Genomic DNA, 20,520 nt, shown 5'->3' on the forward strand with positions numbered 1-20,520 from the left:
TGGCACCGCGACACGGCGATCTTCGGGGCGGCGGTCCATGGGAGGAGTTCCCGGGAGCGATCGCCCCTTCGTATTCCCCCGGGCCACCGGTCCGCGCTCTGTGAGGGCTTGGTGCCGTTGGACCCCGGTGGGGCCTTCACTTGCCTTCGGTGTTGGGAGAACCCTTAAGGTTCTTAAGTGGCAACACGGTATTCGGGTTTAACTTGTCTTAACCGTGTCTCTTGGGTCAAGGTTAAGTAAGGTGCTGTAGAAACCCGTCTGGAGGGCTACATGATCCGCATTCGACTGAGCGCGCGTAACTACCAGGTGAACGAACATCCCTTCCTCTCGCGTCAGCTGATCGGCTGGGACCCCACGATGTCCGAGCAGGAGATCTACGACGCGGGTCGCGGTTGGTGGCGGCTGTCCGAGCGGGCCGAGGCTGAAAGTTACGCTGTTCTCGTTGGCGGTGACGTTATTCGTCAGGTCATCGAGATCGACGAGTGGGCCCTCTCCGATTCCGCGGATCGACGCGCCTTCAACGGAACCGTTCTGAAACCCGGCCACCCCCTGCACGACAGGCTCGTCGGTCAGCCTGACCCCATGCCTTCCGGAAGTCGCAACCCTGTCGCCTACTTCGAGGACCAGGCCGACCTCACGCCCTGTCGGTGTGGGTGCGGCGAACTCACACGCCGGGACTGGGTCCAGGGCCACGACCAGATCGCGATCCACCGGATCATCAAGTCCGACTTTGATGGATCGGTCCGCAAGTTCGTCGAATGGTGGGAAGAGAACGGACCGAAGGCCTAGGGCTGACGGGTCTCGTTCCCAAGCGCGGAATCAACAGGGGACGGACGGAGTCGGCGGCTGCCAGTAGGGACCGAACGGAGCCCGAGGTGTACTGCCAGGGAGACGCCGATGGGGCGGGACGGGATCGTGGGGCCGACTGGTGCGGATCGGCCCGCACGGGCCCCAGCGCCATCTCCGGCCGCCCCGCCCTCCTGGGCCGCATCACCGTCCGCGTGGACGAGGTGCCCCGGATCGGTGAGGCCCACGTGGTGATGGGACACCTGGAGGCGGTCGACGGCCGCAAGATCACCACCGCCAGCGCCCTCCACGACGGCGCGGGCCGCCTCCTGGCCCTCGCGCGGGCCACCTGGATCGCGCTCCGGGCCTGATCCGGGGCTGCGCGAGCCGCTACCGTGAACCCTTGTGGCACTCGAACGCGCGCGGCCGACCGCGCTGACCGACAGCAGTGACGCCTCCGGCGCGCCCGCGCCGGAGGCCCCGGCCGCCCCGCGCGGGGGGCGGGGCGCGCGCGGGCGCGACCCCGAGCGGCGCCGCGCCATCCTGGACGCGGCCGACCGGGTGATCCAGCGCGACGGCCCGGACGCGTCGATGGTGGTCATCGCGGCCGAGGCCGGGATCAGCAAGCCGATCCTGTACCGGCACTTCGGGGACAAGGGCGGCCTGTACCGGGCGCTCGCCCGGCGCCACGTGGACCCGCTCATCGAGCGCATCCGCGAGGAGCTGCACCAGCACACCGGGTTCGAGGTCCGGGCCCGCGCCACGGTCGGCGCCTACCTGTCGATGATCTCCCAGAACCTCAACCTCTACCGGTTCCTGATGGACCGGGCCACCTCCGAGGACTCCCGGACCCGCGGCGACCTGGGCATGATGGTCCGCCGCCTGGGCGAGGAACTCGCCGACCAGCTCGTCGCCGAAGGGCGCGTCGGCGACCGCCCGCGCTCCCAGATCGTCGCGCACGCCGTCGTGGGCATGGTGCAGGCGGCGGGGGAGTGGTGGCTGGAGCACCCCGAGGTCGGGGAGGAGGAGATCATCGACGACCTCACCGCCGCGGTGGTCGGCGCGATCCGCGCCAGCGAGACCTAGACGGCTTTTTCCCCTTCTCCCTTGACCTGGAGTGCGCTCCAGGTCCCATGCTTGCTGTCCATGAGGGACTACTACACGCCGGGCCAGGTCGCGCAGCGCTTCGACCTCACCCTGGACACCCTGCGCTACTACGAGAAGGCGGGGCTGCTGCGCCGGGTCGAGCGCTCCCCCAGCGGGCACCGCCGCTACCGGGCCGACGACGTCGAACTGCTGGACATGATCCGGTGCCTGCGCGAGACCGACATGCCCATCGTCCGGCTGCGCGAGTTCGCCGAACTCATCCGCGAGGGCGAGCACACCGTTCCCGACCGCCTGGACCTGCTCCAGGGCCACCAGGAGCGGTTGGACGAGCGCATGGAGGAGATGCGCCGGTGCCAGGCGGTGATCCAGCACAAGATCGACTACTACCGCGGCGTCCTCGCGGCCCGCGCCCCCGAACCCCTCAAGGAGACCCCCTGATGCGTTACACCACCATCGGCGACCGCCGCGTCAGCGCCCTGTGCCTGGGGGCGATGAAGTTCGGCAGCGAGACCGACGACGCCACCTCCGCCGCGCTGCTCGACCGCTTCGTGGCGGCCGGGGGCACCTTCGTGGACACCGCCGACTGCTACCAGTTCTGGGTGGAGGGCTTCGAGGGACACGAGAGCGAGACCTTCCTGGGCCGGTGGCGGCGCGAGCGCGGCGTCACCGACGAGGTGGTCATCGCCACCAAGCTCGGCGCGCAGCCCACCGTGCCCGGCACCGGGATGGAGACCAAGGAGGGGCTGTCGGCGCGGGCCGTGGCGACGGCCGCCGAGCGCAGCCGCGAGCGCCTGGGGACGGACCGCCTGGACGTGCTCTACGCCCACAACGAGGACCCCGGGACCCCGCTCCCGGAGACCCTGGAGGCCTTCGCCGCGCTGGTCGACGAGGGCGCCGTCTCCCACCTGGGGCTGAGCAACCACCGCGCCTGGAAGCTGGAGAGGGCCCGCGCCGTCACCGAGGCCCGGGGCTGGCCGCGCCCCCGGGTGCTCCAGTACCGGTACAGCTACCTCCAGCCCCGCCTCGACGTGCCGCTGCGGTCCGCGGGCCACATGCACGCCACGCCCGAACTCCTGGACTTCGTCCGCGCCGAGACCGCCGAGGGCCGCGACTACACGCTGGTCGCCTACACCTCCCTGCTGTGGGGCGCCTACACCCGGCCGGAGAAGGCCGCCGATCTGGACCGGGCCTACGACCACCCGGGGACCCCCGCCCGCCTGGCCGTCCTGGACGAGGTCGCCCGCGAGACCGGCGCCACCCGCAACCAGGTCGTGCTCGCCTGGCTGATGGGCGGCGACCCGAAGGTGGTGCCGCTGGTGGGCGTGAGCTCCCTGGAACAGCTGGACGAGGCGATCGAGGCCACCGACCTGGTGCTCAGCGACGAGCAGTGGAGGCGCATGGCCGAGGCGGGGTAGCTCGGCGGCGGGAGTGGCCGGGGCCGGTCACCAGTACCGGACAAACCACGTGTAACACCTCATATGTATTCATGCGCGGTTTTCACCATCCTTTGACCGGATACCTTCCCTAGTGGCGGCGGAGCGGCCGCGCCGCATCGGTCCGCGAACCCGTGGGAGGGGCGACTTGCCCGACAGCACGTACCACCAGATCCACTTCGCCTGGGCCGAACCCACCCTCCTCGGCCGGTTCGGCCCCGGGCCGGCCGCCGCCTCCCTCCCCGAGGCCGAGCAGCCCGTCCTGCGCTCCTGGCGGGACCGCCTCCTCCCCGCGCTCACCGCCGACTACCGCTCCGCGCTGCCCGACACCGACCCGGGGGAGTACCCCGAAACCCTCTGGGCGCGCGCCTACCCCGACGGGCAGGCCGCACTGGTCTACCGCTGGCCCGGCGACGTCCGGTCCGCGCACGCCTGGGCGATCGTGGGGCCAGCGCACGGCCTGACCCTGCCGCGGCTGCTCTCCCTGCACGAGAACCCCCACACCCGCCCGGCCTCGCGCCGCCCCCCGGAACCGGGCTGGGCGACCATGGACACCCTGCCCGTGCCCGAGCCCTGGGAGCGCACCGCCGCGCCCGGGGCCGTGCGCACCCGCGACCGGCGCGCGGCCGAGACCACCGTCGGGGACGAACCCCTCCTGGCGGGCGCGGTGGCCGCCGCCCTGTACCGGCCGGACGCGCCGATCCACATCGCCTTGGCGCCCGAGCGGGCCGACCTGTGGCAGGCGGTGCAGTTGCGCTTCCTGTGGGGCCTGCACCGGGCGCTGCACGACGTGCTCACCCCGCCCCGCGCCATCCCCGCGGCCGGGTGGAGCTGGTCGTTCTCCACCTACGACCCGGTGCTGGGCACCCCGGACGGTCAGCACCTGGCCTTCGGCCCGCCGGTCGCCGACGCGCCCGAGCCCTTCCTGAGGCCCCCGGCCCCCGACCACCGCGCGGTCGCCGAGGGGCTCGTGTCCGTCCTGCGGGAGGAGGGCGGGGACGCGCTCGCCCGCCACCTGGCCGAACGCGGCATCGCCGGGGCCCCGACCTTCGCCGACCGCCGCGCGCTGCTGCGCGACTGGCTCGACCCGCGGCCCCGGCGGTTCGACGGCGTCCCCGTCCCTGAACGGCTGCCGGACGAGGACGCCGTGTACGGAGGGGAGCCCCTGCCCGACCTGCCCGAGGCCGAGGCCCCGGGGGAGGAGGAGACCGGCCCGTGGCCGCTCCCGGTGTCCCGCGTCCCGGTGGGCCGCCCGGACCTGGAGGCGGAGGCGGTCCCGGGCGTGCCCGGCGGCCAGCGCTCCCTGAAGGGGGTCACCGACGAGGGCGTGGAGTCCTCCGCCGCCGGAGCGGGCGGCGGACGGAGCGGGGACGGCCGCGCGGACCCCGCCGCGCCCGGGGCCGAGGGGGCGCACGGAGGAGACGGGGCACACCGGGAGCGCGGGACGCGCGGGAACGGTGAGCCGCACCGGGACGAGGAGGCCTACGGACGGAGCGGGACGCGCGGGGACGGCGAGACGGACGGGGACAACGAGGCGCTCTGGCCCGAACCCGCGTCCGAACCCCCGCCGCGGGAACCGGGAGGTGACGGCGCCGGTGACGCCCCGCCGCGCCCGCACCCGCGCATCGCACCTGCCCGGGGGCAGACGTCCGCGACCCCGGAGGGCCCCTCTGCGCGGTCCGGGATCTTCGGGGCGCCCGAACCCCACCGCAGGCCGCGTCTGGTTCCGGACACCGGGGGCGGAACGGCTGACCGTGCCTTCGAACCCGGTGACCCCGAGCCCCGCCGGTCCGCGTCCGCCGATGAGGAGGGGGAGCGGAGCGGGTTCCGGTCCGCCGGTGCGCCGATCCCGGACGGACCGGAGGAGGAACCGTCCCGCGAGGGCGGACCGCCCGCCTCCCGGAGCGGCCGGGAGACCTTCCGGTTCCTCGGCCGCGGCAGACGCGCCGTTCCGGAACCGGACGAGCCCCCGGCCCGGGGTGGGCAGCCACGGGACGGGGACGCGCCCGCCCAGGCGGCACCCGGAAGCGGGACCGGGTCCGCGCCCCCGAGCGGGTCGAGGGAGGACGCGGCCGCGACAGCGCCCCTGTCCGCGGACGGAGCGCGGCCGGAGGCGGCCGTGCCCGCGCCCGAGGACGGAGCTCCCCCGGGCGCGCCCCGTCCCCGGGCCGGAGCCCCGCGCCAGGAGAGCCCGCAGGCGCCACCGGCCCCGGCCCAGGACACCTTCGGAACGGGCGGCACCGTGAGCCTCGCCGGCGAGCCCGCCCCGCCCCCCGAATCCCTCCTCCAGTCCCCCGCCCCCGCGGACGAGTGGACCATCGCCGCCTCCCCCAGAACGCCGGGGACGCCGCCGGACCGAAGGACCGCGGACCCCGAACCGGCCCCGGGGCCCGGCCTCACGGACGGCCCCGAGGACCGCGCCCCCGCCGACGCGCCGCCCCTGCCCGTGGTCCCCGAGCCGGAGACCGGCCCTCCGCCGCCTGCGCCCCTCGACTACGCGACCGAGACCGAACCCGACCCGGAGCAGTTCCCCGACGGCGAGGTCCCCGAGGACAACTGGCCCACCCAGTACGTCGACCTCCCCCTGGCCCGGCTGGAGCGCTGGCACTCCCGGCACGGACCCGAGGGCGCCCGCGTCGACATCCTCGACGCCCGCGCCGCCGTCCGGGCCGAGCGCTCCGAACTCCAGCGGGTCCGCGAGGAGCGCGACCACTACCACGCGGAGGTCCAGGACCTGCGCCGCGAGGTGGCCCGCCTGGACCGGCCCTGGCTGGACCGGGCGGACGAGGAGGAGGACGCCCCCGAGGCGCCCCGTCCCCGCCGCTGGCCCTCCCGAGCCCTGGCCCTGATCCTCCTGGCGGCCTTCCTGGCCACCGGGCTGGAGGCGGGCGCCCGCTTCGGCCTGGGCACCCTGGACCTGTTCGGGCTGCTGGGCGCCGCGATCACCGGCGCCTCCTGGTGGCCCCTCTGACCGACTGACCGACTGACCGGCGACACCGGAGCCCGGCCCGCCGACCGGGCTCCCCGCGTGCCGCCACCGTGCGAGGGCCCGCCCCGGCGCGCCCGCCGCAGTGTGCGGACCGCCGCAGTGCGCGGACATCCCCGGCCTCACCCCCCGGCGGCCCCGGCCAGGCGTCCCAGCACCGGCGGCAGCTCCCCGGTGTGGGCCACCGCCAGCCGCCGGGTGGCCCGGGTGACCGCCACGTACAGGTCGTTGCCGCCGCGCGGCTGCGCCAGCACCGCCCCCGGTTCCACGACCACCACCGCGTCGAACTCCAGCCCCTTGGACTCGGTCGCGGTCAGCACCACCACCGCCTCCTCCAAGGGGTCGCCCACCCGCCCCGGGACCGCCGCCCCCGGCCGCGCGGCCCCCGGCAGCGCCGCCGCCACCGCGTCCGCGTGCCGGTCCGCGGTGACCACCGCGACCCGGCCGTCACCGACCGCGGCCGCCTCCTCGGCCACCAGCGCGGGCAGCTCCGCCAGCGACGCCAGCCGCACCGCGCGCGGCGGGTCGCCCTCCTCGCGCACCGACTCCGGCACCTCCTCACCCGGAGCGGCCACCCGCAGCACGTCGGCGGCCACCGCCATGATCGGCTCCGGCGTCCGGTAGTTCACCCGCAGCCGCTCCACGTGCACCTTGCCGGGAGCGTAGGGTTCCAGCGCCTCCGTCCACGAACGGGCCCCCGACGCGCTGCCGGTCTGCGCCACGTCCCCCACCACGGTCAACGACCGGGTCGGCACGCGCCGCATCACCGTGCGCCAGGCCATCGGCGACAGCTCCTGGGCCTCGTCCACGATCACGTGGCCGTACGTCCACTCCCGGTCCGCGCCCGCCCGGTCCGCGGTGGTGCGCGCGGCCCCGGCGTCCCGGTGGCGCGCCGCCAGCGCCGCCGCGTCCATCATCCGGTCCTCGAACAGGCCGGTGAACTCCAGCACCCCCTGCGCGTACCGCTCCTCCTCGGCCCGCTCGGCGTCCTCGCGGCGCTCGCGCGCCCGCGCGGCGCCGTCGTCCCCCCCGAGCAGGTCCGCGGCCTCGTCCAGCAGCGGCACGTCCTCCACGGTCCACGGCTCCCCGGCCGAGCGCGCCAGGAGCGCGCACGCGTCCCCGCCGAACCCGGCCCGCGCGCCCACCCGCTCCAGCGCGGCCGGGTCGGCGAACAGCTCCCGCAGCAGCCGCTGCGGGGTCAGGTGCGGCCACAGGGCCTCCAGCGCCTCCCTCACCGGGTCCTCCGACCACAGCCGCGCGCCCGCGAACCCCAGGTCCTCCTCGTCCGCGGGCCGCCCGAGCAGGCGCGACTCGGCCCGGGCCAGCTCCGTGAGCAGGGACCCGACCGCGTACTTGCGCGCGGTGTTGTGCGGCAGGCGCAGCCCACGGGCGGTCCGCAGCACCCGTTCGCACAGCGCCCCCGGCACGCGGAGCGCGCCCGCGTCGGTCTCCACGACCAGGTCCGCGCCGCCGAACGCCTCCAGCGGCGTGCGCTGGCGGTCGGCCACGGCCGCGTGCAGCAGGTCGGCCATCGCCAGGCAGCCCTTCACCGCCGCCGCGGCGTGCGCGTCGCGGCGGGTGGCCGCCACCCCCGGGAACAGCTCCCCGACCGTGCGCATCACCGCGTCGGTCTCCCCGAGGGAGGGCAGCACGTCGCCCACGTAGCGCAGGAACGCCGGGTTGGGCCCCACCACCAGCACCCCGCGCCGCTCCAGCACGGCGCGGTGGGTGTAGAGCAGGTAGGCGGCGCGGTGCAGGGCCGCCACGGTCTTGCCGGTGCCGGGCCCGCCCTGGACCACCAGCACCCCGGCCAGCCGGGCGCGGATGACGCGGTCCTGTTCGGCCTGGATGGTGGCCACGATGTCGCCCATCCGCCCGGTGCGGCCCCGGCGCAGCGACGCCAGGAGCGCGGCCTCACCGACCAGTTGGCGGCGGTCGGTCTCGCTCAGCCCGTCGGGGTCGAACACCTCGTCGTCGAGTCCGAGCACCCTGCGGCGGCGCACCCGCAGGTGGCGGCGGCGGGTGACCCCGTGCGGGTCTCCTGGCGTGGCGGCGTAGAAGGGGCGTGCGGCCGGCGCCCGCCAGTCCACCAGGATGGTCTCGTACTCGGCGTCGCGCAGCCCGATCCGGCCCACGTAGCGGGTATCGGGCCCGTCGCCGTCAGGGGAGAGGTCGACGCGGCCGAAGCACAGGCCCTCCTCGACCGCCCCCAGCTGGGCGCGGCGGCGCGCCTGCTCGTAGGAGCGGGTCTCGCGCTCCACGAGGGCCGCGTACCCCCCGCGTTCCTGGAGGTGGGCGGAGGCGAGCTGCTCGGAGGTGTGGGCGCGCAGGTCGTCCAGGCGCTCGTACATCGCGCTGATCCTGGCCTGTTCCGCGGTCAGGGCCGACGAGGCGCCCCCGTCGGCGCCGGTTTGACAGAACTCCATCGGCTTGCTATGCTCCGTATGTTGGATTTTTTGTGAGCGAATCCAAAAAGCGACAATGGGCTACGCACCCTAGCACAGCGCCGCGCGCCCGCGCGAGGGCGCTTTCACGTCCTCCCCCTCGACCCGCCGCACGGCCCCGCCGCCCCGTACTCCGTGCGGGCCCCGAGCCCCTGTGCCGCCCGCCCCGCGACCGGACCGGAAAACCTCCGCGTCGGCCTCCCCAGCACACACAGCACCCGCTACACTCGTGTCCATGCGACAGACGACCACCCAGGCTCAGTGGTGGCGCCGCCCCTAGGCGGTGCTCCGAGTTCGCATACCCATGCAGCGACCGCCCCGGACCGGCGGTCGTTTCGTGTTCCACGGCCCCGGACGGTGCGGCACATCCGACCGCGCAGTCAAAAGGACCGGCCGTGAACCCCAGCGACGCACAGACCAGCACGTACCTCACCGAGGGCGGCGTCACCGTACACCGCAGCGCCACCGCCTGCGACCCCGAGATCCTCACCGAGCTCGTCCGCTCGGTCGAGCTGCGCCGCGGCGGAGTGCTCTCCTCCGGCATGGAGTACCCGGGCCGGTACGACCGCTGGCACCTGGGCTACGTCGACCCGTGCCTGGAGATCACCACGCGCGGGCGCCGCGTCACCGCCACCGCCCTCAACGCCCGCGGCCGCGTCCTGCTGCCCGTCCTGGCCGGGGCCCTGTACTCCGTCGGCCTGCCCGACCCCGACAGCACCCTTGCCGACCTCCGGCACGGCGGCGTCGCCGTCATCGTCCCCGAACCCGACCCGGGGGAGTTCTTCACCGAGGAGGAGCGCAGCCGCCGCCCCAGCGTCTTCACCGCGCTGCGCGCCGTCATGGCCGCCCTGCGCAGCCCCGAGGACACCAACCTGGGCCTGTACGGCGCCTTCGGCTACGACCTGGCCTTCCAGTTCGAGCCCATCGAGCAGCACATCGACCGCGACCCCGGCGACCGCGACCTGGTCCTGCACCTGCCCGACGCCGTCATCGTCCGCGACCGCAAGCGCGAGACCTGCGTGCGCTACACCTACGACTTCACCGTCCCCGCCGACGGCGACCGCGCCGAGGCCACCACGCGCGGCCTGCCGCGCGAGACCGAACCCACCCCGCCCGTGGTCGCCGCCGAGGTGCCCGAGGGCCCCGAACCCGGCTCCTACGCCCGCGTCGTGGCCGAGGCCAAGGAGAAGTTCCGGCGCGGCGACCTGTTCGAGGTCGTCCCCGGGCACCGCACCTACGCCCGCTGCTCCTCGCCCGCCCGCTTCTACGAGCTGCTGCGCGAGCGCAACCCCGCCCCCTACGAGTTCTTCTTCAACCTCGGTGGGGGCGAGTACCTGGTCGGCGCCTCCCCGGAGATGTTCGTCCGCGTCACCGGCGAGCCCGGTACCGGCCAGCGCGTGGAGACCTGCCCCATCTCGGGCACCATCCGCCGCGGCGAGGACGCCCTGGGCGACGCCGAGAACATCCAGGAACTGCTCTCCTCGGTCAAGGAGAAGTCCGAGCTCACCATGTGCACGGACGTGGACCGCAACGACAAGTCGCGCGTGTGCGAGCCGGGCAGCGTCCGCGTGATCGGCCGCCGCCAGATCGAGATGTACTCGCGCCTGATCCACACCGTGGACCACATCGAGGGCACCCTGCGCCGCGACTTCGACGCCCTGGACGCCTTCCTCACCCACATGTGGGCGGTCACCGTCACCGGCGCGCCCAAGACCTGGGCGATGCGGTTCATCGAGCAGCACGAGACCAGCCCCCGCCGCTGGTACGGCGGCGCCGTCGGGGTGCTCAACTTCGACGGCTCCATGAACACCGGCCTGACCCTGCGCACCGCGCACATCCGCGACGGCGTGGCCGCCGTGCGCGTGGGCGCCACCCTGCTCTACGACTCCGACCCCGAGGCCGAGGAGCGCGAGACCTTCCTCAAGGCGCGCGCCCTGCTGGAGACCCTCGCCCTGGGTGAGCGGGAGGACTCCCCGGCGCGGGCGGACGGAGAGACCGAGGCCGGGCCCGCTGAGCTCCCGGGGGAGGGCATGCGGGTGCTCCTGGTCGACCACGAGGACTCCTTCGTCAACACCCTCGCCGACTACGTGCGCCGCCACGGGGCCGAGGTGACCACGGTCCGCTACGGGTTCGACCCGGCCCTGCTCGACCGGCTCGCCCCCGACCTGGTCGTGCTCTCGCCCGGACCCGGCCTGCCCGAGGACTTCGGGATGTCGGCCCTGCTGGACGCGCTCGCCGTCCGCGGCCTGCCGGTGTTCGGGGTGTGCCTGGGCCTCCAGGGGATGGTGGAGCACGCCGGGGGAGAGCTGCGCACCCTGGACGAGCCGGTGCACGGCAAGCCGGGCCGCGTGCGGGTCCACGGCGGGCGGCTCCTCACCGGCCTGGGCGAGGCGGACGCCTTCCCGGCCGCCCGCTACCACTCCACCTACACCCTCCCCGAGCTGGTCAAGCACTTCGAGGTCACCGCCGTCCTGGAGGGCGGGGCGGACGAGGAACCCGTCGTCATGGCGGTGGAGGACCCGGCCGCGCGGTGGTACGCGGTCCAGTTCCACCCCGAGTCGATCCTCACCGCGACGGTCGGCGAGGGCATCGTGGCGCGGGTCCTGCGCCTGGCCCGCGGCTGAGGGCCGCGGCGGTGCCCCGGGGGCCGTCCCCGGGGGCCGCGGACCCCCGCGCCGAGGGCGTGTGCGGAGGGTCACGCGGACATTTCGAGGAGTGCGGCGACAACCGGTGCACGGGCACATACCTGCACCAAGACGTCTTTCCCAAATCACATCCAACCGAAAAGTTTGATCAACCCGTTACGGGACAGTGGTTGTGTATGGGTATTCTGCTGACAATCCTCGGAATCATTCTCATCGTCGCCGGTGTTCTCGGGGTGCTGCGCGGGCAGCTCCTGTGGGGCATCATCGCCATCGTCGTCGGGCTCTTCGTGGCCCCCGGCTACTTCTACGGCTTCTAGCGGGTTGTCCCTCCCCTCCACGACAGGAACGCACGACCAGGAAGCACGCACAGCACAGATCGCGGGCCGGGCGCCCGACCGGGAAAACCCGGCGGGCGCCCGGCCCGCACCCTGCCCCCGGCCGACCCCCGCCGACCCCGTGTACCCTCGGGGAGGGCTGGTCAGCCCCCGCCCCCGTCACGCCCTCCGCACCCCGCGCCGCCCGTCGGCCGCGGTGCTCAGGCGTGCGCACGGGGAGCCGGGAACACGAACGGGAGGCATGCTGTGAAGAGGGTCGAGCCGCAGGTCCGTCTGGTGGCGCGTCCGCAGGTGGACTACGACGCCGTCGCCGACTACCTCAAGGAGGTCGGCGGGGAGGCGTGGCTGGAGCGGTTCGACCGCGGTGAGCTCGACGCCCACCTCAACGACCCCCAGAACCTGGCCGAGTTCGCCGGCCGGCTGTGCTACCGCTCCTGGGAGCCGGGCCTGAACCCCAACGTGACCCGGGTGCGCACCGACCAGGACGCCTACCTCGGCAACATCCTGGCCAGCATGCACGGCTCCGTCCTGGAGCACATCAGCTTCAGCTTCGTCCTGCACAACGTGTCCCGTGTATGTACACATGAGCTGATTCGTCACCGCCCGGGCGTGGCCGTCTCCCAGGAGTCCCTGCGCTTCGTGCGCCTGTCCGACCTGCCGTTCTGGTTCCCCGACTGGGCCGAGGAGGACCCCGAGCTGATGGAGCGCGCCACCGCGATGCTCCGCCAGATGGAGGAGTTCCAGCTCTGGATGGCCGACCACTTCGGCCTGGACGACGAGGGCGTCAAGTTCGCGGAGAAGAAGCACAAGACCTCCTTCATGCGCCGCTTCGCCCCCGAGGGCGTGGCCACCGGCCTGGTGTGGACCGCCAACGTGCGCACCCTGCGCCACACCCTGGAGGCGCGCACCGCCCCCGGCGCGGAGGAGGAGATCCGCCTGCTGTTCCACCTCATCGGCCGGACCCTCCAGGAGGAGGCCCCGGCGCTCTTCGGCGACTACGAGGTCCGGGACGGCGCCTGGGTGCCCAGGTACCGCAAGGTCTGAGCGCCACGCAACACGGCGGCCCGCCCCTCGGGGCGGGCTTTTTTGTGCGCGCAGGAAACCGGGACTTCTCCCCTTCCGGCGCGCGGTCCGCCGCGCCCGGCGCGGGGCGGGGAAGCGCCCCGGCAGCCGTTCCCGCGCCTGATCCGCCGTCACAGGGGGATCCCCAGCCGCTCGCGTTCCCTGCACACCCCGGAGAAACCTCCCGTTCCGGACCCCCTCCCTTCCGGAGAACGCACTTTTCCGGCGATAACGCCATCTAAGTTGCGAGCGGCGAATGCCTCAGCGAAGACATGGAAAGCATTCTTTTCGGTATTTTCCTCCCCTGGTGCTTTCCCTCCGGTTCGGCTCCGGGTAGCGGCTGCCCGAAATCCTCCGCTGGGCCGCACCGGCTCTGGCCTTTGCGGTGACGGCGGGCCAGGATGTCCGGGTCGGCTTCGCCGTATCGTTGATATGCGCGGGCCGATCCTTCCGAAAAAGTGCGGAACGAAAATGGAGGCAATCGGAATGAGGGCTCTCGTGTCCGCCGCGGCGGCACTCGCGTTCGCGGCGGGCGGGTCCGTGGCGGGCGCCGCTCCGGCCCACGCCGCGACCGGTGAGGTCGTCGTCTTCACGACCGAGTTCGAGGAGCTGCGCCGCTACCCCGAACCCCCGTCGGGCACCTGCCAGCGGCTCCCCGAGACCGCGCACGTGCTGGTCAACCTCACCGACGCGGACGTGCGCATGCACGCCGGCACGACCTGCTTCGGGCCGTCGGTCCTGGTCGCGCCGGACCACGGCTGGCACGCTCCGCCCAGCGGGCTGTTCAGCTTCTCGGTGGCCTGACCCCGACCGGTCCCGCGGCCCCCGCCCGGCGGTCGCGGGACCGTCCGGTGTTCCGGCGGCGGTGCGGCCGCTGGGAATAAAACACCACGAAAGTACGCATTTCCTTCTCGCAGTGCGGACGGCAACATGTCCTTTTCCGAGTTTTCGGACCCAGGGGCATGTCCTCTGCTTTGACGCTTTCGGCGCGATGTCCCAATGTGATCGGAAAGCGTGCGGCCGCTGCGCCCCCGGATTCGCCAGCGCACCGCCGTGAAAGCAGAAGGGAAAGGTGCCCGTACGTTATGCTGCACACCCTCATCGTCGGCCTGGGCAGATCGGGAGAAGGGCTGCACCTGCCGTCCCTGGCCAAGGCACGGGCCCAGGCCCCCGCCCTGTTCGCCCCGGGGCCGGTGATGGGGTTCGACCCGTTCCGGGGCCCCGTCGAGGGGGTCCTCACGGCCGGCTCCCTGGAAGAGGCGGCCCGCTGCGCGCCGCCCGCGCGCACCGTGGTCCACCTGTGCACGCCGCCGCACCTGCGCTCCGGCCCGCTGGAGCACCTGGCCCGCCTCGGCTACCGCATGGTCGTCGTCGAGAAGCCGCTGGCCCTGGACCTGGTGGAGTTGGCCGCCGTCGCCCGGCTGCGGCGGCGCTGGGACCTGGACCTGACCGTCACCACCCAGTGGCTGGACAGCGCGCTCACGCGGCGCCTGCGCGCCGCGGTGCGGGGCCGCGTCTTCGGCGACCTGCGCGCCGTCACGGTCCTGCAGAACAAGCCCCGCTTCACCCGCACCGCCCAGACGCCGGGCCACCCCACCGCCTTCGACGTGGAGGTCCCGCACGCGCTGGCCGTGGTGATCAGCCTGGCCGGGGGAGCGGACGTCACCGGGGCCTGTCTGGAGGACATGGTCACCGAGCAGACCCGGCTGCCCGGACTGGGCCGCGCCCGCCTCGACCTCGCACACCACGGCGGGGTGCGCAGCCGGATCGACTCGGACCTGACCTCCCCCGTCCGCGAGCGCCGCATCGCGCTGGAGTTCGACCGCGCCGTGCTCACCGGCCACTACCCGTGCAGTGCCGCCGACCACACCGCCCAGCTGTCGGTGGACGCCACCGGGCACCGGGCCTCCCACTCGGTCTTCGCCGACGACGCCCTCCCCGCCTTCCTCCGCGCCGCCTACGCCCGCTACGCCCGCTCCTTCCGCGGCCCCGGCACGCTCCCGGTCCAGGTCGAGGCGGTCCGGCTGCTCACCGAGGCCAAGCGGATGTGCGCGGCCCACGGCCGCAGGCAGGAGGTGGGCAGTGCCGTCGGCGCCTGAACACACCGCTCCGCCGCTCGCCGGGATCGGCGACGAGGCGGCGCCCGACCTCGACGGACAGCTCGCCGCCCTCGCCGAACTCGGCTGGAACCGCCTGGAACTGCGCACCGTCGACGGGACCGCGCTGGCCGCCCTGGACGAGCGGACCTTCGACCGCGCCGCCGGACGGATCCGCGAGGCCGGGACCGACGTGGTCGCCGTCGCCTCCCGCATCGCCGACTGGTCCAGGCCCGCCACCGGCGACTTCGCCCCCGACCTGGCCGAACTGGACGTCCTGGCCCGGCGCTGCGCTGCGCTGGGCACCCGCCTGGTCCGGGTCATGTCCTACCCCCGCGGCGGGCTCCCCGAGGCCGAGTGGGGGCGGCGCGTCCGCACCCGCCTGCGCGAACTGGCCCGCCGGGCCGAGGACGCGGGCCTGGTGCTGGTGCACGAGAACTGCGCGGGCTGGGCCGGGGACCGCGCCGACCGCGCCCTGGAACTGCTGGCCGAGGTGGACAGCCCGGCCCTGCGGCTGCTGTTCGACACCGGCAACGGCGTCGCCCACGGCTACCGGGCCCCGCAGATGCTGCGCCACCTCCTCGACCACGTGGCGCACGTGCACGTCAAGGACGCCGTCACCGCGCCCGACGGCGGGGTCGACTACGTCCTGCCCGGTCAGGGAGAGGCAGGAACCGCCGAGTGCCTGCGGCTGCTGGCCGCCGACGGCTACACCGGAACGCTGTCCATCGAGCCCCACCTGCACCTGCGCCCGCACCTGCGGGTCTCGGGCGCCGACCCCGGCCGCGGCGACCGGCCCGCCTTCGTCGCCTACGGGCGCGCACTGGAGGACCTCCTGGCCCGCACCTGGCACACCGGGAACGACCCCCGCCGCGGCGGTGACACGGACCCCCACGCCGCGACCGGGGCCGCCCGCACCGCTGACGGCCTCCGCCGCACCGAGGGGGTCCGGTGACCGCCGCGCTCACCCACGCCGACCGCGACCTGCTGCTGCGGCTGCTCGAACTGCCCACCGCGGGCCCGCTGGAGACCGGCCCCGACGGGCCCCCGCCGCTGCTGCGCGAGGCCCAGCTCCTCTACGCCCGCGCCGCCGCCGAAGCCGGGTTCGACGTCGTGCACCACGCCCCGGCCCGGCCCGCCGACATGGACCGGCCGGACGTCCCGGCCCCGGTCCGCGAGGCCCTGGCCCGCCCCGGCTTCCTCGGCTGCCAGCCCAGCCTCGTGCTCCGGCTGGGCCCCGACCTGCCCGCCGAGCGCACCGTGATGTTCAACGTGCACCTGGACACGGTCGCCGGGCGGCAGCCGGTCGGCTTCGACGGCGAACGCTTCCACGGGCGCGGCGCCATCGACGCCAAGGGCCCGGCGGTGGCGCTGCTGGCCGGGGTGCGGGCCGCCCGCGAACGCGACCCGGCCGTCGGCCGCGACGTCGCGGTGCTCGTCCAGGCCGTGGCCGGGGAGGAGGGCGGAGCCATGGGCACCCTCGGCACCCGGCCGCTGGTCGAACGCGGCCACACCGGCCGCCTCAACATCTTCTGCGAGCCCACCCGGATGCGGTTCCTCACGCGCAGCACCGCGGCGATGACCGCCCGGATCTCGGTCCGCGGGGACGACGCCATCGACGACCGCCCGCACACCGGGCACAACGCCTCCGTCCTGCTGGGCCACCTGGCCCGCCACCTGGGCCGCTCCCTGGACGCGCACGCCCGCTCCGGCGCGGTATGCCTGGCCGGGCTGCACACCGGCACCCTGCACAACAGGGTCTACGGCAGCGGGTCGCTGCTGCTCAACCTCGCCTACGCGGACGCCGCCGCCGGACGCGCCCTGGAACGCGCCCTGACCGACGCGCTCGACGCGGGACTGGACGCCTTCACCAAGGACTTCGCCGACACCGCGCTGTTCGCCCGCACCGCCGCCGACGCCCGCGCCCTCACCCGCCTGGAGTGGACCAAACGCGGCCTGCCCGCGCTGGACGACCGCGACCCCTGGGGTCCCGCCCTGCTGCGCCGCGCCGGAATCGCGCCGTGGCCCGCGGACGAACCCGCCTTCACCTGTGACGCGATCTGGATGTCCGGGGTCGCCGGAGCCAGCACCGCCGTGCTGGGCCCCGGCGACCTGGCCGCCAACAACGCGCACGCCGACGACGAGTTCGCGCGCGCCGACGAACTCGACGGGTTCGCCGACGCGGTGGCCCGCCTCCTGGCCGCCTTCACCGACCAGATCCCGCGTCGGGCCCCCGGGCCCGACGACCCGCACGAGGCCCAAGGGCCGCGCACCGACGAAGAACCCCACACCACCGACGAGGAAGGCGACGAGGACATGCGCGCACACCACAACCCCGCCCGGGAGGCCCGGTGACCACCGCGGCCCCCACCCAGGCCCCGCCGGAACACGAGGCCGTGCGGGTACGCCACGACGACCTGGTCGCGTTCGCCGCCGGGGTGTTCGCCGACCGCGGCCTGCCCCCCGACCGGGCGGCCGAGGCTGCGCGCGCACTGTGCCACGGAGACCTCGCCGGCCCGCGCTCGCACGGCCTGGCCAACCTGACCCGCCTCTACCTGCCGCTCCTCGACGGGGGCAGGGCCGACCCCGCCGCCGAACCGCGCGTCCTCGCCGACCTCGGCGCCGCCGTGCTCTGGGACTCCCGGAGGGCCCTGGGCCTGTGGGCGGCCAGCGAGGCCATGGACCTGGCCGCCGAACGCGCCGCGCGCCACGGCATCGGACTGGTGTCCGTGCGCGGCGCCACCCACCTGGGCTGCGCCGGGTACCACGCGCTGCGCGCGGCCGAACGCGGCATGGTGGGCCTGGTGGCCAGCAACTGCGGACGCCAGCGCATCGCCCGTCCGCCCGGCGGCGCGGTCGCGATGCTGGGCACCAACCCGCTCAGCGTCGCCGCCCCGGCGGGGGAGCACCCCCCGTTCCTGCTCGACATGAGCACCACGGCCGCGCCCACCGGCCGGGTCCGCCAGGCCGCCCGCGAGGGACTCACCCTGCCCGAGGGCCTGCTGTGCGACGACACCGGCGCGCCCGTCACCGACCCCGCCGCCTTCGACGCCGGGCGCGCGCACCTGATGTGGCTGGGCGGCGACGCGGGACGCTACAAGGGCTTCGGCCTCGGACTCATGGTCGAGGTGCTCTCCGCACTGGTCCCGGGTGCCGGGACGGGCCCGCACCCCGACGCCCTGGACGGGGACGGCGGCCCGAGCGGACGCGACGACGACATCGGCTTCTTCGTGGCCGCGATCGCGCCCGACGCCCTGCGGCAGGGGGCCGAGGACGACGCGCGCGAGCTGTTCGGCGCGCTGCTGGCCTGCCCGCCCACCGACCCGGACGCGCCGGTGCGCTACCCCGGCTGGCACGAACACCACCGGGCGCGGGAACTGCGCCTGACGGGCGTGCCGCTGGAGGCGGAGCTGTACGCCGAACTGGCGGAGCTGGCCGACCGGACCGGCCTGCCCCTTGAGGCGATGCGGGAGGAGACGCGATGAGCGCCCCGCTGCGCACCGGGCTGGTCGGCCTCGGCGTGATCTCCCGCTTCTACCTGGAGGCCCTGCGCACCGCGCCCGGCCTGGACCTGGTCGCGGTGTGCGACCGCGACCCCGGCGTGCTCACCGCCCACCCGGTCGGGGCGCGGGGCTACACCGACCACGTCCGGATGCTCGACGAGACCGGACTGGACGCGCTGGTGGTCACCGCGCCCAACGACGCCCACGCCCCGATCTGCGCCGACGCGCTGCGGCGCGGGGTGGCCGTGTGCGTGGAGAAGCCGCTCGCGCTGGACGCCGTCCAGGGGGAGACGCTGGCCGGGCTCGCCCGCGACCGGGACACGGTGCTGTTCACCGCCTTCCACCGCCGGTACAACTCCGCGCTCGCGCGGCTGCGCCGGGACCTGGCCGGACGGCGGGTGGAGGAGCTGACCGTGCGCTACCTGGAGCGGATCGAGGAGCACGCCGGGACCGACACCTGGTACCTGGACCCGGCCCGCTGCGGCGGCGGGTGCGTGGCCGACAACGGACCCAACGCCTTCGACTTGGTGGAGTGGCTGCTCGGCCCGGCCGAGGCCGAGTCGGCGCGCGTCACGCGCGACGCCGCGGGCACCGACCGCCGGGCCGAGGTCGTGCTGCGCGCCGCGGGGGCGCGCGCACGCGTCCTGCTCGACTGGTCCCACCCCGGCGAGCGCAAGGACGTCGAGGCGCGCACCGCCGACGGGGAGGTGCTCGCGGCGGACATGCTGGAGGGCCACCCCGGGTTCAAGGACTCCCTGTGGCACGAGTACGTGGGCGTGCTCGCCGAGTTCGAGCGGCGGGTGCGCGGCGGCGTGGTCGAGGACCCGGGCGGGCCGTCCGCGCTGCGGCTGGTCGGGGACGCCTACCGCCTGGCGGAGGCCGCGGAGCCGACGAGGGAGGGGGCGCGGTGAACCCCCGTGAGGACGGACCCAAACGGGACGTCACCGCGACGCTGGTCAAGGTCCTGGTGCACCGCAGGAGCGAGCGGGGCATGCGGCTCGAACCCCACGCCAGCCGGTGCGTGCGCGCGGGGGAGGTGCACGAGCTGGTCGCCACCGACCACACCGAGACCGCCGAGGGGGCCCGGATCGACCGGGTGGGCTTCCTCGGGTTCGCCGAGATCACCGGCGCCGGGGTGGTGGACCGGGGCGACGAGGTGTGGATCGGCCCGCGCCGGGTGGGGACGGTGCTCGGCTTCGACGCCTGCCACATGCCCAACCACTACAACGTGCTCGTCCACGCCGACCCGCTGCCGACCGGGCGGGACCTGGGTCTGGCCGCGGGCGAGGGGCTGGTGTTCCGACAGGGGGAGCCGGTCGGCGCCGACCCGGCCGCCGAAACGGTTTCCGAAGAATCTGGTATTTGCTGAAAAATGTCCGATATAAAAAATCAATTACCCCCATGGATTCTTCTGAACCCCTTTTGTGGGACACGCTCGCAGGCTAATCTTCTGGGTGTGGGGAGGGTCCGGCCAGGCTCGGTCGGAGGGTCCTTTCCTGTGCTCGGAGAGAGCATCGTACGTCTGTTTTTCCATGGGAACTGAGAGGGAAAATAAATGACGACCGCCACCAAGGCCAACAGCCGCCTCGAAGAGCGCTTCCGCCTCTGGGACGTCGACGGCAGCGGCAGCATCGAGCGCTCGGACTTCGAGACCGAGGCGAACGACATCGTCTCGCGCCTGGGGGCCGAGGGCACCGCCCAGGGCAACGAGCTCAAGGCCGCCTACCTGGCGATGTTCGACCACCTGGCCGCCGCCGCCGGCACCCAGGAGATGAGCCAGGAGCAGTTCGTCCAGGCTGCCGAGCAGGAGATCATCAGCAAGGGCGACGCCGGCTTCGCCTCGGTCGTCCAGCCGACCATCCAGGCCATCGTCAACGTGCTGGACACGAGCGGCGACGGTGAGATCAGCCCCTCCGAGATGCAGAAGTGGTTCGCCGCCATCGGTCTCCAGGGCGCCGAGGCCGACCGCGCCTTCGCCGAGCTGGACACCGACGGCAGCGGCAAGCTGTCCACCACCGAGCTGGTCGACGCGGTCCGCGACTACCACCTCGGCCGCAACGACATCCCCCTCCTCGGGAGCTGAGCCCCTCGTCCCGGCCGCGGCCGACCGCCGCGGCCGGGAC

General features: G+C 74.4%; 18 protein-coding genes. 17 read left to right on the top strand and 1 reads right to left on the bottom strand.

Annotated elements, in window-relative coordinates; genetic code table 11:
- Positions 1 to 270: 270 nt before the first annotated feature.
- The 6 genes from AC0VX6_RS10830 (at position 271) to AC0VX6_RS10855 (ending at position 6,297) form a co-directional block, all read left to right on the top strand.
- Positions 271 to 789 (top strand): hypothetical protein, encoded by a 519-nt coding sequence (locus AC0VX6_RS10830; protein ID WP_274977404.1) that lies wholly within the window; start codon positions 271 to 273, stop codon positions 787 to 789.
- 86 nt (positions 790 to 875) lie between these two features.
- Positions 876 to 1,157, top strand: coding sequence for a hypothetical protein (locus AC0VX6_RS10835; RefSeq protein WP_475468423.1), 282 nt, complete (start codon positions 876 to 878; stop codon positions 1,155 to 1,157).
- Between the two features lie 34 nt (positions 1,158 to 1,191).
- Positions 1,192 to 1,872, top strand: coding sequence for a TetR/AcrR family transcriptional regulator (locus tag AC0VX6_RS10840; RefSeq protein WP_274977405.1), 681 nt, complete (start codon positions 1,192 to 1,194; stop codon positions 1,870 to 1,872).
- 60 nt (positions 1,873 to 1,932) lie between these two features.
- The gene (locus AC0VX6_RS10845; RefSeq protein WP_475468425.1) at positions 1,933 to 2,331 is read left to right on the top strand and encodes a MerR family transcriptional regulator; all 399 of its coding nucleotides are present in this window, start codon (positions 1,933 to 1,935) and stop codon (positions 2,329 to 2,331) included.
- A complete protein-coding gene (locus AC0VX6_RS10850) occupies positions 2,331 to 3,308 on the top strand; it encodes an aldo/keto reductase (RefSeq protein WP_274977407.1) in 978 nt (325 codons plus the stop codon). The genes AC0VX6_RS10845 and AC0VX6_RS10850 overlap by 1 nt, the downstream gene beginning before the upstream one ends.
- 166 nt (positions 3,309 to 3,474) lie before the next feature.
- Positions 3,475 to 6,297 (top strand): hypothetical protein, encoded by a 2,823-nt coding sequence (locus AC0VX6_RS10855; protein ID WP_475468426.1) that lies wholly within the window; start codon positions 3,475 to 3,477, stop codon positions 6,295 to 6,297.
- Positions 6,298 to 6,434: 137 nt separating this feature from the next.
- Here the strand turns inward: AC0VX6_RS10855 and AC0VX6_RS10860 are convergent, their stop codons facing one another.
- The gene (locus AC0VX6_RS10860) at positions 6,435 to 8,738 is read right to left on the bottom strand and encodes a HelD family protein (RefSeq protein ID WP_475468427.1); all 2,304 of its coding nucleotides are present in this window, start codon (positions 8,736 to 8,738) and stop codon (positions 6,435 to 6,437) included.
- Positions 8,739 to 9,151: 413 nt separating this feature from the next.
- Here AC0VX6_RS10860 and AC0VX6_RS10865 point away from each other — a divergent pair, with 413 nt between their 5' ends.
- The 11 genes from AC0VX6_RS10865 to AC0VX6_RS10915 all read left to right on the top strand — a co-directional run bounded on the left by AC0VX6_RS10865 (position 9,152) and on the right by AC0VX6_RS10915 (position 20,480).
- Positions 9,152 to 11,380, top strand: a complete 2,229-nt coding sequence (locus tag AC0VX6_RS10865) for an anthranilate synthase component I (protein ID WP_274977410.1) — start codon at positions 9,152 to 9,154, stop codon at positions 11,378 to 11,380.
- A 197-nt stretch (positions 11,381 to 11,577) separates the two neighbouring features.
- Positions 11,578 to 11,718, top strand: coding sequence for a GPGG-motif small membrane protein (locus tag AC0VX6_RS10870; protein ID WP_013152479.1), 141 nt, complete (start codon positions 11,578 to 11,580; stop codon positions 11,716 to 11,718).
- Positions 11,719 to 11,982: 264 nt separating this feature from the next.
- Positions 11,983 to 12,780, top strand: a complete 798-nt coding sequence (thyX, locus tag AC0VX6_RS10875) for an FAD-dependent thymidylate synthase (protein WP_274977411.1) — start codon at positions 11,983 to 11,985, stop codon at positions 12,778 to 12,780.
- A 504-nt stretch (positions 12,781 to 13,284) separates the two neighbouring features.
- Positions 13,285 to 13,602 (top strand): hypothetical protein, encoded by a 318-nt coding sequence (locus tag AC0VX6_RS10880; protein WP_212640394.1) that lies wholly within the window; start codon positions 13,285 to 13,287, stop codon positions 13,600 to 13,602.
- Between the two features lie 281 nt (positions 13,603 to 13,883).
- Positions 13,884 to 14,897, top strand: a complete 1,014-nt coding sequence (locus AC0VX6_RS10885) for a Gfo/Idh/MocA family oxidoreductase (RefSeq protein ID WP_475468430.1) — start codon at positions 13,884 to 13,886, stop codon at positions 14,895 to 14,897.
- Positions 14,881 to 15,849 carry a sugar phosphate isomerase/epimerase family protein gene (locus AC0VX6_RS10890; protein ID WP_475468431.1) on the top strand — a complete coding sequence of 323 codons (969 nt, stop codon included), beginning with the start codon at positions 14,881 to 14,883 and terminating at the stop codon, positions 15,847 to 15,849. The genes AC0VX6_RS10885 and AC0VX6_RS10890 overlap by 17 nt, the downstream gene beginning before the upstream one ends.
- Positions 15,846 to 17,249: a M20/M25/M40 family metallo-hydrolase gene (locus AC0VX6_RS10895; protein WP_475468433.1), complete on the top strand. Its 1,404-nt coding sequence runs from the start codon at positions 15,846 to 15,848 to the stop codon at positions 17,247 to 17,249. Before AC0VX6_RS10890 ends, AC0VX6_RS10895 begins: the two co-directional genes overlap by 4 nt.
- Positions 17,246 to 18,379: an Ldh family oxidoreductase gene (locus AC0VX6_RS10900; protein WP_274977415.1), complete on the top strand. Its 1,134-nt coding sequence runs from the start codon at positions 17,246 to 17,248 to the stop codon at positions 18,377 to 18,379. Before AC0VX6_RS10895 ends, AC0VX6_RS10900 begins: the two co-directional genes overlap by 4 nt.
- Positions 18,376 to 19,308, top strand: a complete 933-nt coding sequence (locus AC0VX6_RS10905) for a Gfo/Idh/MocA family protein (RefSeq protein WP_475468435.1) — start codon at positions 18,376 to 18,378, stop codon at positions 19,306 to 19,308. Before AC0VX6_RS10900 ends, AC0VX6_RS10905 begins: the two co-directional genes overlap by 4 nt.
- Positions 19,305 to 19,766 (top strand): DUF6917 domain-containing protein, encoded by a 462-nt coding sequence (locus AC0VX6_RS10910; RefSeq protein ID WP_475468436.1) that lies wholly within the window; start codon positions 19,305 to 19,307, stop codon positions 19,764 to 19,766. The genes AC0VX6_RS10905 and AC0VX6_RS10910 overlap by 4 nt, the downstream gene beginning before the upstream one ends.
- Before the next feature lie 186 nt (positions 19,767 to 19,952).
- Positions 19,953 to 20,480, top strand: a complete 528-nt coding sequence (locus AC0VX6_RS10915) for an EF-hand domain-containing protein (protein WP_274977418.1) — start codon at positions 19,953 to 19,955, stop codon at positions 20,478 to 20,480.
- The last annotated feature ends 40 nt before the right edge of the window (positions 20,481 to 20,520 follow it).

The sequence above is a fragment of the Nocardiopsis sp. iso_25 genome, assembly GCF_056173305.1.

Coding starts and splice junctions, on each gene's coding strand:
- AC0VX6_RS10850 (WP_274977407.1), top strand. CDS start 2,331: ATGCGTTACACCACCATCGGCGACCGCCGCGTCAGCGCCCTGTGCCTG.
- AC0VX6_RS10870 (WP_013152479.1), top strand. CDS start 11,578: ATGGGTATTCTGCTGACAATCCTCGGAATCATTCTCATCGTCGCCGGT.
- AC0VX6_RS10845 (WP_475468425.1), top strand. CDS start 1,933: ATGAGGGACTACTACACGCCGGGCCAGGTCGCGCAGCGCTTCGACCTC.
- AC0VX6_RS10885 (WP_475468430.1), top strand. CDS start 13,884: ATGCTGCACACCCTCATCGTCGGCCTGGGCAGATCGGGAGAAGGGCTG.
- AC0VX6_RS10830 (WP_274977404.1), top strand. CDS start 271: ATGATCCGCATTCGACTGAGCGCGCGTAACTACCAGGTGAACGAACAT.
- AC0VX6_RS10915 (WP_274977418.1), top strand. CDS start 19,953: ATGACGACCGCCACCAAGGCCAACAGCCGCCTCGAAGAGCGCTTCCGC.
- AC0VX6_RS10860 (WP_475468427.1), bottom strand. CDS start 8,738: ATGGAGTTCTGTCAAACCGGCGCCGACGGGGGCGCCTCGTCGGCCCTG.
- AC0VX6_RS10905 (WP_475468435.1), top strand. CDS start 18,376: ATGAGCGCCCCGCTGCGCACCGGGCTGGTCGGCCTCGGCGTGATCTCC.
- AC0VX6_RS10880 (WP_212640394.1), top strand. CDS start 13,285: ATGAGGGCTCTCGTGTCCGCCGCGGCGGCACTCGCGTTCGCGGCGGGC.